This is a genomic window from Methylothermaceae bacteria B42 (assembly GCA_001566965.1).
Lineage (GTDB): Bacteria > Pseudomonadota > Gammaproteobacteria > Methylococcales > Methylothermaceae > Methylohalobius.
Genome location: LSNW01000030.1, coordinates 51,531 through 63,329, shown reverse-complemented (window position 1 = coordinate 63,329; position 11,799 = coordinate 51,531). Strand labels below are relative to the sequence as shown.

The 11,799-nt window shown below is 49.6% G+C and carries 13 protein-coding genes; 7 read left to right on the top strand and 6 right to left on the bottom strand.

What is annotated here, in order from left to right; all coding sequences use genetic code 11:
- The gene (locus AXA67_09145; GenBank protein KXJ40465.1) at positions 1–1,191 is read left to right on the top strand and encodes a succinyldiaminopimelate transaminase; all 1,191 of its coding nucleotides are present in this window, start codon (positions 1–3) and stop codon (positions 1,189–1,191) included.
- A 10-nt stretch (positions 1,192–1,201) separates the two neighbouring features.
- On the opposite strand, the gene AXA67_09140 is transcribed toward AXA67_09145, so the two are convergent.
- Positions 1,202–2,353, bottom strand: a complete 1,152-nt coding sequence (locus AXA67_09140) for a hypothetical protein (GenBank protein KXJ40464.1) — start codon at positions 2,351–2,353, stop codon at positions 1,202–1,204.
- A 9-nt stretch (positions 2,354–2,362) separates the two neighbouring features.
- Here AXA67_09140 and AXA67_09135 point away from each other — a divergent pair, with 9 nt between their 5' ends.
- Both AXA67_09135 and AXA67_09130 read left to right on the top strand, forming a co-directional pair.
- Positions 2,363–2,698 carry a hypothetical protein gene (locus AXA67_09135; GenBank protein ID KXJ40463.1) on the top strand — a complete coding sequence of 112 codons (336 nt, stop codon included), beginning with the start codon at positions 2,363–2,365 and terminating at the stop codon, positions 2,696–2,698.
- Positions 2,699–2,899: 201 nt separating this feature from the next.
- A complete protein-coding gene (locus AXA67_09130; GenBank protein KXJ40462.1) occupies positions 2,900–3,250 on the top strand; it encodes a hypothetical protein in 351 nt (116 codons plus the stop codon).
- Positions 3,251–3,308: 58 nt separating this feature from the next.
- On the opposite strand, the gene AXA67_09125 is transcribed toward AXA67_09130, so the two are convergent.
- Genes AXA67_09125 through AXA67_09115 form a run of 3 tightly spaced genes read right to left on the bottom strand, consistent with a single transcriptional unit; the run spans position 3,309 to position 5,879 of the window.
- Positions 3,309–5,045, bottom strand: coding sequence for an alpha-amylase (locus AXA67_09125; protein KXJ40461.1), 1,737 nt, complete (start codon positions 5,043–5,045; stop codon positions 3,309–3,311).
- Positions 5,045–5,527, bottom strand: coding sequence for a YajQ family cyclic di-GMP-binding protein (locus AXA67_09120; GenBank protein KXJ40460.1), 483 nt, complete (start codon positions 5,525–5,527; stop codon positions 5,045–5,047). The genes AXA67_09125 and AXA67_09120 overlap by 1 nt, the downstream gene beginning before the upstream one ends.
- Before the next feature lie 25 nt (positions 5,528–5,552).
- Positions 5,553–5,879, bottom strand: coding sequence for a hypothetical protein (locus AXA67_09115; protein KXJ40459.1), 327 nt, complete (start codon positions 5,877–5,879; stop codon positions 5,553–5,555).
- A 620-nt stretch (positions 5,880–6,499) separates the two neighbouring features.
- Here AXA67_09115 and AXA67_09110 point away from each other — a divergent pair.
- The 3 genes from AXA67_09110 to AXA67_09100 all read left to right on the top strand — a co-directional run bounded on the left by AXA67_09110 (position 6,500) and on the right by AXA67_09100 (position 8,874).
- The gene (locus tag AXA67_09110) at positions 6,500–7,999 is read left to right on the top strand and encodes a bifunctional ADP-dependent (S)-NAD(P)H-hydrate dehydratase/NAD(P)H-hydrate epimerase (protein KXJ40458.1); all 1,500 of its coding nucleotides are present in this window, start codon (positions 6,500–6,502) and stop codon (positions 7,997–7,999) included.
- Between the two features lie 12 nt (positions 8,000–8,011).
- A complete protein-coding gene (locus AXA67_09105) occupies positions 8,012–8,482 on the top strand; it encodes a tRNA threonylcarbamoyladenosine biosynthesis protein TsaE (GenBank protein KXJ40457.1) in 471 nt (156 codons plus the stop codon).
- Between the two features lie 65 nt (positions 8,483–8,547).
- Entirely contained in the window at positions 8,548–8,874 is a 327-nt protein-coding gene (locus tag AXA67_09100) for a glutaredoxin (GenBank protein ID KXJ40456.1), read from the top strand.
- An 8-nt stretch (positions 8,875–8,882) separates the two neighbouring features.
- Here AXA67_09100 and AXA67_09095 read toward each other — a convergent pair whose 3' ends face one another.
- Entirely contained in the window at positions 8,883–9,509 is a 627-nt protein-coding gene (locus AXA67_09095; GenBank protein KXJ40455.1) for a ribonuclease T, read from the bottom strand.
- Positions 9,510–9,724: 215 nt separating this feature from the next.
- On the opposite strand from AXA67_09095, the gene AXA67_09090 reads away from it, so the two are divergent.
- Positions 9,725–10,471, top strand: coding sequence for an ABC transporter (locus tag AXA67_09090; protein KXJ40648.1), 747 nt, complete (start codon positions 9,725–9,727; stop codon positions 10,469–10,471).
- Positions 10,472–10,474: 3 nt separating this feature from the next.
- On the opposite strand, the gene AXA67_09085 is transcribed toward AXA67_09090, so the two are convergent.
- Entirely contained in the window at positions 10,475–11,503 is a 1,029-nt protein-coding gene (locus AXA67_09085) for a dihydroorotase (protein KXJ40454.1), read from the bottom strand.
- Positions 11,504–11,799: the final 296 nt, after the last annotated feature.

The window sequence follows — 11,799 nt, the reverse complement described above, 5'->3', positions numbered from 1 at the left end:
ATGAATCCACGCTTTGATTGTTTGCAACCCTATCCTTTTGAAAAACTGGCCCGGCTCAAAGAAGGGATAGAGCCGCCGGTGGACAAGCCCCATATCGCTTTGTCCATCGGCGAGCCCCAAGACCCGCCGCCCCATTTCGTTGCCGAAGCTATTATCAGTCATCTGCACGGCTTGGCCAAATACCCCTTGACCCGGGGGTTGCCGGAATTGCGTGAAGCAATTGCCAATTGGTTGATTCGCCGATTCCAGTTAGGGGAGGGGGGGATTGACCCCGACACCGCAGTATTGCCGGTCAATGGGACCCGTGAGGCGTTGTTTTCCTTTGCCCAGGCGATAATTGACCCGGCGGATCAACCCCTGGTGTTGATGCCTAATCCGTTTTATCAGATTTATGAGGGAGCGGCGTTGCTGGCCGGCGCCAAACCCTTTTATCTTAACGCCACGGAAGAGACCGGATGGTTGCCGGATTTCGAAACGGTGCCCGATTCGGTCTGGCGCCGCTGTCAATTGCTGTATCTTTGCACGCCTTCCAATCCCACCGGTCAGGTTATCGGCCTGAAAATACTTCAATCTCTGATAGAAAAGGCCCATCGTTTTGATTTTGTGATTGCCTCCGATGAATGTTACAGCGAACTGTACGGCGATGAAGCCCCCACAGGGTTGCTGCAAGCCGCCAAAGCCATGGGCAATGACGCTTATTCCCGCTGTGTTGCATTCCATAGCTTGTCCAAGCGGTCCAGCGCGCCGGGGTTGCGGTCCGGATTTGTTGCGGGCGATAGTAAAATTCTGGCCCGCTATTTCAAATACCGCACCTATCATGGCTGCGCCATGCCGCTGCCCTCACAGCATGCCAGTATCGCGGCGTGGCGGGATGAGGGTCATGTGGAGAAAAACCGGCAGCAGTACCGGGCCCGGTTTGAAGCCGCCAAATTAATTTTGTCAGAGGTGTTGCCTGTGACGGTGCCGCCGGCAGGATTTTATTTCTGGCTGCGCACCCCCATGGATGATGCCGAATTTGCCCGGGGTTTGTTTCGGCAGCAGAATGTGACGGTGTTGCCGGGAAGCTTTTTATCCCGGGAGGCGGAAGGTATCAATCCCGGCCGGAATTATGTACGTATCGCCTGGGTGCATCCCTTGGAAATCTGCCGGGAAGCGGCTGGTAGAATCCGGGCGTTTATCGAAAATCTGTGATGAAGCGGTTTCATTGACGATAACCAGCTAGTTCCACATATCCTTGGCCGCCGATGGGTTTGCCTCGATGTCTGCCATGGATATTGACGGCACCTTCCCAATATTTAAAGGCCAAATTCAGCTCCTGATTGGGAATAATGGCTTCGATTAAAACGTCCAATGCTCGTTTGGGTATTTGCAGACGCCATTGGATAGGATATTCAATGCCCGTTTTGGGGGATTTCCAAGTGGCCAGGGGCTGAATTACCACATCCTGGTGACCGAGCCGCACAGGAATGCCCTTGGGGTCCACCAAGGTGCCGGCACTGTGGGGATCAGTTTGCCCATTTTTAAGACGCAGGCGGTAATACATCAGGTCATAACCATCGGAAAGTTGCAGCGCCAACCAGTCCCATCCCGCTTGCCGTTTTGAGAGGGAACTGGTGCTCCATTCCCGGTCCATCCAGCTATTGCCCGTCACAGAATAGAGGTGCTTGCCGATTTGGATGATGCCTGTGGTGGGCAGACGGGTGAAGGAATAATAATAGGAGGCTTGGCCCGGGCCGTCGCTTTTTTTGCTAAACCCACGATTGCCTTGCAGGACGATGGGTTTAGCGGAGGATAGTTTTAAATCTAGGCGGATTTGCTTTTCTTGGGCCTGGAGCCTCAAGGGAAAATCCGTGCCCTCGATTGGCGTAATTGACCAATCATCCAACCAGATATGCAGTTTTTCCTTGCCCGCCCCTGCCAAACCCACAGCATCCCGGCTGAAAAGCTCAAAGGCATGAAAACGGCCCCTACCAGCGTCGGTTAGGGCGAAATGGGCCATGTAGATTTGATTGGTGCGCCATGCCGACCGGGATTGGGGCTTGTCGGGAGACAAGGCGATGCGGAAAAAGGTCAACTCGTAACCAAACCGGCGCCCGCTGGCGTTTTTCAGATTTCCGGTGAAATACCACCACTCGTTTTTGTAATTGTCGTGCGGGCCGTGATCGGCGGGAAAAGCAAAGGCCCTGGGGGAGAGCACTTTGGCATAGCCTTCGATATCATCGTCAGCAAGGGTGTTGATGATTGCATTATTGTTGGTTCTGGGGGGGAGGATGTTTTTTTGCTTAACCAAGAGAATAAGGATTATGCTTGCAAAAAAGACAGCGCTAAAGAAAATTAATAAACGTGAATTCATCTCCAACAAATGCTCGATATTTTACCAATGAAGCTGAGTAAACGGGGCATTGATATTGTCTGCGTGGATACCGGAGAACCCCAAATCACTGGTCAAGCTGCCCGCCAGACTGTCACCTTACACCAAGGCATCGACAAGGAACTGGCCAAAAAAATCACCAAACGGATCAAGAATAGCAAGTTGAAGGTGCAAGCCAGTATCCAGGTGGAAAAAGTGCGGGTGACTGGCAAAAATCGTGATGATCTTCAGAAGCTATTTAGATACGTGGCTCGACGCAAGTTTGACAAAATGCGAGGAAAAAGAAATTGCTTTTACAATAGGTGCGGCGGTTGCCTATCGAATTGAAGCAGGTAAATGGCATTCTACCTTTATTGCTACCTCGTTTGGAACCGTGGATTCTGATAAATTCAAGTTAAACGCGCAGTTGGGCGTCAGAGTCCCTAGCGGTTGCACTTCTACATGGTGTAGTTTTGGTACGGAGAATAAAATATTGGTTCCTGCCTGGAATAGCAGTGTCCCAGGGAAATATGCCTGGGGACCTGTTTATTGAAGCTTATGAAAAAAAATACTTATCGTGTCATTTTTTTTATAAGCATATTGTTGGTTGTGTTAAGTCTCGCTATACCGGTTTCTGTTGAAAGTCAACAGCAAATGAAAAATGTTGAGCTAGGGCGCCCTTTTCCTTTTTTAATTCAGGAATTGCATTATGATCCTCCCTCATTTCCTAGGAAGTACCCTATTATGAGTATATGGGAGAATAGGATTAAAAGTTTCTCATTTACTGTTTTTTTTGCGAATATTTTTATTGTATATTTCTTTGTTCTATTTTTAATTAGATTTATCACGTATTTTATTAATCTCTTGACTTCTCGGCTTAATAAACTTAGAGATCAATAGTCATCAGTCATTGTACTGTTTTTCTATCGGTTTGTATCGTCTAGGTCTAGAGGAGTTCCTAGGTTGGGAAGGGCTTACCATTCGATTGCTCCAATAGCCAAAAAACTTGATAAGAATGAAGAGTGAGTGTAAGGCTTGCACGGTGATTATTTAAAAGGTTGTACCAGATACCATCGGGTAATCTGAGCTTTATGCGATTGGGTGTAACATTATGCAAAGCCAAAATGGTTTGGGAAGCTTTTTGACTTTGCCGTTTTACCGCAACTATTCCCGCCCCCAAATCCAGAATGGTTTGTGGACTGTCTGGATGAAAGGCCGGTTGCCTCCGGCGCAAGGAAAGCAACCGGGTCAACTCTTTGAGAGCTTGGGCTTGGGGCGTTTTGGGGTTTTTTAACAGTGGCAGCAGTTCTTCGCAGGACCATTTGTGCCGGTTAATGGCCCGGGGCGCGCCGGTTTTCTCGACGCCTTCAGTGTCGTTGGGGGTGGCGAACAAGCTAAGAATATACACGGCGGGAATGCCTTGCAGCGCCAGCATAATGGCGTGGCTGCACAAGAATCGCTGCACGGCGAATTCGTCGGGTCCGTGGCAGGTGCCTTGCATGGCGCTGAACCAGGTGATGTTGAGTTCGTAGGGCGACTGGCTGCCATCCGGGTTGGTGCGCATGGAAACCAGTCCGCCATAACTTTTCATGGCTTCCGCCAAAGCGTTGATTTCCGCTTGGGGAACCAGTCCTTCCAGGGGCCTGAGACCGATGCCGTCGTGACAGGCGAGGAAATTCAAAAAGGTGCAGCCTGCCGGGGGTGGTTCCAATTGTTTCGCCCAATCGGTCAATCGGCGGGCGTCGGCATGGTAAAAGGCGTGGAGCACCAACGGCGGCAGGGGGAATTGATAGACCACATGGGCCTCGTCCCCGTTGCCGAAATAACTGATGTTTTCCTGGTGGGGGACGTTGGTTTCAGTAATAAGCACCGTGGCGGGGGCGACTTGATCCACGACATCGTGCAGAAGCTTGACCACTTCGTGGGTTTCCGGCAAGTGGATACAAGGAGTGCCGATTTTTTTCCAAAGATAGGCAATGGCGTCCAAGCGGATCTTCTGCGATCCCTTGTTTAGATACAGTAGCAATATATCCAGAAACTCAAATAAAACTTTCGGGTTTTGAAAGTTGACATCGATTTGATCGGCGCTGAAAGTCGTCCACACCCATTTGGGGCCCCTTATTGTTTCAAAGCGGGTCAACAGGGGATGCGTGCGGGGACGCACCACCATGGATAAATCGGTGTCCGGATCCACTTCAATAAAATAATCCCGGCCAGGGTCCCGGTTTTTTAGAAAGTTTTGGAACCATCGGTGTTGGCTGGAGACGTGATTGATGACCAGATCGGTCATCAGTTTAAAATCCCGGGCAATGGTCTCGATATCTTCCCATGTGCCCAACCGCGGGTTGACCCGGGTGTAGTCAATCACAGCGAAGCCGTCATCAGAGCTATAGGGAAAATAGGGAAGAATGTGAACGCTATCGATGACGCCGCTCAAATATTCCTTCAAAAAGCGGTGCAGGGTTTGCAGAGGTTTTTCACCTGATTGACGCAGGCTATCGCCATAAGTGATGAGAACATTGTCCTGTTGGTTCCAGCGTTTATCATTTGAGCGGGGTGTTTGGGGGCGGAAGTCTTGCAGCTTCTCCAATAGTTGCAGGGTCAGCCGAGGTGCTTGTTGGGCGCCGTAGAGAAACCTTAGCCTGGCTTCGATACGGTCTTTGATGACGGCTGAAAAGCGCGTGGAGGAGACCATCAATCACGAAAATTGATGAACTGGAGGGGCAAATCCAGTTTCGCTTCGCGCAGGGTTTGAATCACCTTCTGAAGATCATCGCGCTTTTTGCCCGTCACCCGCACTTTTTCTCCCTGGATGCTGGCTTGCACTTTCAACTTGGTATCCTTGATTCGTTTGGTGATTTTTTTTGCCAGTTCCTTGTCGATGCCCTGGCGTAAAATCACCGTTTGGTGGGCGGCTTGACCGCTGATTTGAGGTTCGCCGATATCCAGGCAGGCGATATCGACGCCCCGTTTGCTCAGTTTCATTTGCAGAATGTCGAGCATTTGTTTGAGCTGAAAGTCATTTTGAGCATGCAGGGTGATTTGCTCTCCTTCCAGCTCGAAGCGCGCGCCTGAACCCTTGAAATCAAAGCGGGTGCTCACCTCGCGGTTGGCTTGATCCACCGCGTTGGCGGCTTCGTGCAAATCTACTTCGGAAACGATGTCAAATGAAGGCATAGGACTCTCTATAAGGTTGTTTTACTTATCTTTCTTCGTGAAAGGCGTCTTCATCCCCCTCGGTCGGGAAACTATCGTCACTCCATTCCTCTTCGCCCTCTTCCAGACCCATCTCGGAAAATTGGATGTCGTCGGCTTCCATATCATCGATAGGACCGGTCCAGTCTTCGGGTTCTTCAATGGGTTCGAGATTCATTTCTGGCCATACGTCTGCGTCAATTTCATCCACGTTGCCGTCGAAATATTGAATTTCGATGGTACCCGCATCTTCATCAATGACGACGACTTCAAACTTTTGGTTGGTATCACGATCCAGATACCAATTACCTACAATGGGATCGGCTTCAGTCATGGCGCCCTCCACATGATATGGTCAAGATAAAATGTCCTTGTGGGACCTTAAAGTTCAGGGATGGTTTCTAGCAGAATCGTACCATAACCAAAAAAGGAGAAAACCCTAACAAACTGATGAGGTGGTCTTTTCTCTCCACTGGCATCAAGTGCCATAATTGGAAATTAATTAATCCAACTTAAAAAGTGAATCGATAATGAATATTAGCGTCGTTGGGGTGAATATTTCAAAATAAATTTTTCCGTAATCGGCCTGGATGATCGGGGAAGGGAGAAGAAAAGGCTCTTAGCCTCTCAAGCCCCATGAAATTTGTATGGCAACTTTTAAGGTTTCATAATGAGGTAAGTTCTGATTTATTCCGAGCTTGCTGCGGCACAAGGATGTGCCGCCAAAATCAGTTGCGATAAGCGATTGATCTTGTGAGAAAAACAAAAATTACGCTTTTGGTTTTTCGACCTTTGGCAATTCATGGACGAATGGATCAGAGGTGCTTAAGGGGCGCGAGATCATTCAGGAAATATGCCGCTTCCTAAATCCTGATCGTTAAAATACGCAAAGGTAACCGCTGGTGTAATAACCGCATTAACGTTTCTCATCTTATGGCAAAGGAGAATGGCTTCATGTTTCATTCCATAGTGACGACTGAATTACCCCGGACGCTATTTTTGGCCGAACAAGTACGAGCGATGGATCGTTATGCCATCGAAGACCTTGGTATCCCAGGTTATGTGTTAATGCAACGGGCAGGGTGGGCAGTTTTTCAGGTGATTCAGGATAGGTGGCCCGACGCCAGGAAGATTGCGGTTCTCTGCGGCAGTGGAAACAATGGGGGAGATGGTTATGTTGTCGCCCGACTTGCCCTGGATGCAAAATTCCAAGTCCAGGTGTTTTCCTTAAGCTCCCCGGAGGGCTTAAAAGGGGATGCCCTTGTAGCCTGCGAAGCCTACCGTCAGGCCGGTGGGCGGGTGTCAGAGGGGGTGCCTTCAAGATTGGAGGATTTTGATATAGTTGTGGATGCCTTGCTGGGGACCGGGTTGGACCGGGAGGTGTCAGGTGTCTATGCCCAAACCATCGCAATGATCAATGGCTTTAATGGCGGGGTTGTGGCGGTTGATATCCCTTCTGGTTTGCATGCCAATAGCGGCGTGGCAATGGGGAAAGCGGTCAAGGCGGATGCAACGGTTACTTTTATCGGATTGAAACAAGGGCTATTTACCGGCGATGGACCAGAAGTTTGCGGACGGATTTACTATTCCGATTTGGCGGTGCCGGAAGAGGTGCTGAAATACCAGGTCCCTGCTGCTTATTTGCAAAGCCGATATATAAATCTACTGCCTCCCCGCCCAAAAACTGCCCATAAAGGGCATTTCGGCCATGTGTTAATCATTGGCGGAGATACAGGGTTTACCGGGGCCGTGAGAATGGCAGCCGAGGCTGCGGCCCGGGTTGGCGCCGGGTTGGTCAGCATTGCTTCGCGGGGGGCGCATGCGGCGCATCTGAATGCAACCCGGCCGGAACTGATGTGTCACGGCGTGGAAACCACCACTGAACTGCAAGCGCTTTTGGGGCGTGCCACAGTGGTGGCGATTGGTCCTGGACTGGGACAATCTGGTTGGGCCCGGAGTATGTTGCAACCCATTTGTGATAGCGGCTTGCCCATGGTCATGGATGCAGATGCCCTGAATTTATTGGCCCAAAGTCCTAAATTCCGGGAAAACTGGATTATAACGCCCCATCCCGGGGAAGCGGCGCGGTTGCTGGGATGTACAAGTTCTGAAATTCAGGCGGATCGCTTTGCCGCGTTGCAGGCGTTACTAGAAAAATTTCACGGCGTTTGTGTCTTGAAGGGGACTGGAACCCTTATTGGAGAGAAGAACCAACCTTGCACTATTTGTACGGCGGGAAACCCTGGCATGGCTTCGGGGGGGATGGGCGATATCTTAACTGGCATCATTGCGGGCCTGATTGCCCAAGGTTTGAGTTTGTCTGATGCTGCGCGGATGGGGGTGAGCCTGCATGGAACCGCAGGTGATAAAGCCGCGGAAGCGGGGGAAAGAGGCATGTTGGCGAGCGACTTGCTGCCTTGGCTGCGGCATCTGGTCAATGTGGAAAAGGCTTAAGCGCAGACTACGATGGTGCTGTTTTTAGCCGATGCCGAGGCCACGGAAGCTTTTGGTGCCCGTTTATATCGTGCTATGGTGCCGGAGGTGGTGATCTATCTGGAAGGGCAACTGGGCACAGGCAAAACCACTTTGGTACGCGGTTTTCTGCAGGAAGCCGGCGTTTCCGGCAGGATTAAAAGCCCCACCTATACTTTGGTGGAAACTTATGTGACACCCTCAATGAAAGTGGCCCATTTTGATCTTTACCGGCTGCAAGATCCGGAAGAATTAGAGTGGATAGGGTTTCGGGATTATCTGCAAAAAGAAAGCGTGTGTTTTGTGGAATGGCCGGAGAAAGGACGCGGATTTTTGCCGCCCGCGGATTTGATTATCCGAATTGAATGTCAGGATCAAGGACGCCGAATCGAATTAAAAGCGGAAAGCGAGCGTGGCCAGGCTATCCTGGAACAATTGAAAACGCTGATCAAAGCAATGAATTGATCTCGGGTTAAAAGCTGATAAAATCACTGGGTTTTTGTTATTACTAATCCTAAGGAAATACAGATATGAATGTGCAGGAAAGAATTAAACAGCAGTTGAAGGAAAACCCTATACTTTTATATATGAAAGGTACCCCGGATTTCCCTCAATGTGGATTTTCCGGCCGTGTGGTGGAGATCCTCAATGCTTGCGGCGCTAGATACGCCTACGTCAATATTTTGGAAGATCCCGAATTGCGCGAAGCGCTCAAGGAATATTCCAATTGGCCCACTTACCCTCAACTGTATATTAAGGGCGAGTTGGTTGGCGGTTGCGACATTGTGATGCAGCTTTATCAAAGCGGCGAGTTGCAGAAAATGCTGGAACAAGCCACGGCTACCGAGGAAGAATAGGCTTTAACCTATGAGGTTGAAGTCCGATTCAGGGCTTCCCAACGATTGACGATAATGCAAAACAGTTCCGCGGTTTTTTCCGCGTCGTAGCGGGCAGAGTGGGCTTGCTGATTGTCCCACTCGATGCCTGCTGCTTTGATAGCCTTGGCGAGCACGGTTTGACCATAGACAAGCCCAGCCAGCGTGGCAGTGTCGAAAGAGCTGAATGGGTGAAAGGGGTTACGTTTTATGCCAGTGCGTTCCACAGCGGCGTTCAAAAATCCCAAATCAAACGCCGGATTATGTCCCACGAGGATGGCGCGGGTGCAACCTTGTTTTTTTACCGCGGCCCTAACGGGCTGGAAAATTTTTTGCAGGGCTTCCTTTTCTTCCATGGCAATGCGGAGTGGATGATGCGGATCGATGCCATTGAACTCCAGGGCTGATGGATCCAGTTCCGCGCCGGGAAAAGGATTGACGTGGGCCGAATGAACTTCCTCAATATAAAATTGCCCTGCCTCATCGATTGCAGGGATGACTGCGGCAATTTCCAAAAGCGCATGTTTTTTCGGGTCGAATCCCGCCGATTCAATATCGACGATAACTGGAAGGTATCCTCTGAATCTTTGAGCCAGTCTTGGTTTTCCAGCGCTCATTGAAGGTAACAAATTGAAAAAAGGAATCAGTATAGCTTAAATGGGGCTCGAAGCCGATAGAGGGTTATGTTATGTTTAGCGAAGATAGGTTTTAGAATCTAAATTTGACTAGCAGCAAGACATAAAGTGCTCGCTAATTTGTATTTTTTTGGCAAACCGAAGGAATTATCTCGGAAACATGATTTACAGTTAAGAACAACATGCAGAATAAAGCGATGACAACGAAAAGCTTACTTTCCCCCGTGATGATAATGGTGCTGTTTGTATTGACCGGTTGTGCTTCTAATGGAGATCCGCGGGACCCATTGGAGCCCTTCAACCGGGGGATGCAAAAATTCAATGACACCATGGATGATTATGTGATGAAGCCGGTCGCCAAAGGATACCAATGGATGACGCCCGCCTTTGTTGACCAGGGGATAACTAATTTCTTTAGCAATATGGGAGATATTGCCGTCACGGTTAATGATTTGTTGCAGTTTAAGTTGAAGCACAGTGGCCAAGATGCCGCCCGTTTTCTTGTGAATACTACCGTGGGTGTTGGGGGTCTTGTAGATGTCGCCAGCAAGATTGGTCTGGAAAAGCATCATGAGGACTTTGGTCAGACTCTGGCGGTGTGGGGTGTGCCCGAAGGATTTTATCTGGTGTTGCCTTTTATGGGCCCCAGTACCCCCAGGGATGCTGTGGGGAGTGTTGCCGATGGGTTTATGAATCCGATTTCCTACACTGTTTTCCCGGCCAGAATAGCCTTGTATGGTGTTAAAACTATCGACATGCGGGCGGATTTGTTGAGCGCTTCTGAAATTCTGGATGAGGCGGCATTGGATCGCTATGAGTTTATTCGCAACGCCTATCTTCAGCGCCGCGAATATCTGATCTACGACGGAGAGCCTCCGATTGAGGACGACTTTGAAGAATTCGAGAAGGAGCTTCTTGAAGACGGCGAGGAAGCAGATTTATAACCCTCAAAATTTCCAAGGAATAGTCTCTCCGGCTTTGAGCGGAACGATTTCTGAATCATTGAACAGCAACACATCCGGTAGTTTCCAAGGATGCCGTTGTAGGGTAATCAATGCTTGGTTTTTTGGCAGGCGATAAAAATCGGCGCCAAAGTTGCTGGCGAAATCTTCCAGCATGGGTAACGCGTCTTGGGAGTCGAATGCCTGGGCATACATCGCCAAAGCGGCTGGGGCGGTAAAACAACCTGCGCAGCCGCAGGCGGATTCTTTGATGCCTCTGGGGTGGGGAGCACTATCGGTGCCAAGAAAAAATTTCGGGTTGCCGGAAGTAGCTGCCAGCAATAGGGCCTGCCGGTGAGTTTCCCGCTTTAATACTGGCAGGCAATAATAATGGGGGCGGACACCACCCGCCAATAAGTGGTTACGGTTGTAGAGCAAATGATGGGCGGTGATGGTGGCGGCGATGTTGTCAGGGCAGGCGCGGACAAAATCCACTCCTTCCCGGGTGGTAACGTGCTCAAGAACGATTCTCAGAGCCGGGAAGCGTTCGATTAAAGGTATCAGCTCCCGTTCGATAAAAACCCTTTCCCGGTCAAAAATATCCACCTCAGGATCGGTGGCTTCGCCATGGACTTGCAAGACCAAATCATGACGTTCCATGGTTTCTAACACAGGATAGATTTTTTCGATGTTGGTGACGCCATCCTCGGAATTGGTCGTTGCCCCAGAAGGGTAGAGTTTAAAACCCAAAATAAAAGGATTTTCCGCAGCCGCAATGACTTCAGTGGTTGGCGTGGAGTCGGTCAGATATAAAGACATAAAAGGCTGAAAACTGCTATTTTCTGGTAATGCCTGGATGATCCTGTCTCGGTATTCAAGCGCTTGGGCTACGCGGGTAATAGGAGGGCGCAGGTTGGGCATAATCAAAGCCCGGCCAAATTGCTCGGCGCTGTATTTGACGACGTGTTTCATTATTGCCCCATCGCGAAGATGCAGGTGCCAATCGTCTGGTCGGCGTATAATTAGAAAATCCATGAAAAAACTGCTCCCTTGGCTTGGATATAGGGGATCTCGAAAAATTGCCATCCAGGCGATTTTTCTCCAAGCAAACCGAAAAACGCAGTTTTAAGGTTTGCTTCGGCTTCAATCACTTAGGTGATTGAAAATGGCCGGGTTTCCCTATCCGGCAAGGGCATCTCTAATTTTTATGGGTGCCCTAATAGGCATCATGATGCAGCATTACTGGGAACTTGAAAAGCCGCGTTATCGTCCCTATTTATTGGGTGTATTCTATAACTGTTTGAATTACTGGTGATTTACGAAGAGGTGAG

What these genes read in the sequence shown, in the direction of transcription:
- AXA67_09145 (KXJ40465.1), top strand. Translation starts at nt 1, where the DNA reads ATGAATCCACGCTTTGATTGTTTGCAACCCTATCCTTTTGAAAAACTG.
- AXA67_09140 (KXJ40464.1), bottom strand. Translation starts at nt 2,353, where the DNA reads ATGAATTCACGTTTATTAATTTTCTTTAGCGCTGTCTTTTTTGCAAGC.
- AXA67_09135 (KXJ40463.1), top strand. Translation starts at nt 2,363, where the DNA reads ATGCTCGATATTTTACCAATGAAGCTGAGTAAACGGGGCATTGATATT.
- AXA67_09125 (KXJ40461.1), bottom strand. Translation starts at nt 5,045, where the DNA reads ATGGTCTCCTCCACGCGCTTTTCAGCCGTCATCAAAGACCGTATCGAA.
- AXA67_09120 (KXJ40460.1), bottom strand. Translation starts at nt 5,527, where the DNA reads ATGCCTTCATTTGACATCGTTTCCGAAGTAGATTTGCACGAAGCCGCC.
- AXA67_09115 (KXJ40459.1), bottom strand. Translation starts at nt 5,879, where the DNA reads ATGACTGAAGCCGATCCCATTGTAGGTAATTGGTATCTGGATCGTGAT.
- AXA67_09110 (KXJ40458.1), top strand. Translation starts at nt 6,500, where the DNA reads ATGTTTCATTCCATAGTGACGACTGAATTACCCCGGACGCTATTTTTG.
- AXA67_09105 (KXJ40457.1), top strand. Translation starts at nt 8,012, where the DNA reads ATGGTGCTGTTTTTAGCCGATGCCGAGGCCACGGAAGCTTTTGGTGCC.
- AXA67_09100 (KXJ40456.1), top strand. Translation starts at nt 8,548, where the DNA reads ATGAATGTGCAGGAAAGAATTAAACAGCAGTTGAAGGAAAACCCTATA.
- AXA67_09095 (KXJ40455.1), bottom strand. Translation starts at nt 9,509, where the DNA reads ATGAGCGCTGGAAAACCAAGACTGGCTCAAAGATTCAGAGGATACCTT.
- AXA67_09090 (KXJ40648.1), top strand. Translation starts at nt 9,725, where the DNA reads ATGACAACGAAAAGCTTACTTTCCCCCGTGATGATAATGGTGCTGTTT.
- AXA67_09085 (KXJ40454.1), bottom strand. Translation starts at nt 11,503, where the DNA reads ATGGATTTTCTAATTATACGCCGACCAGACGATTGGCACCTGCATCTT.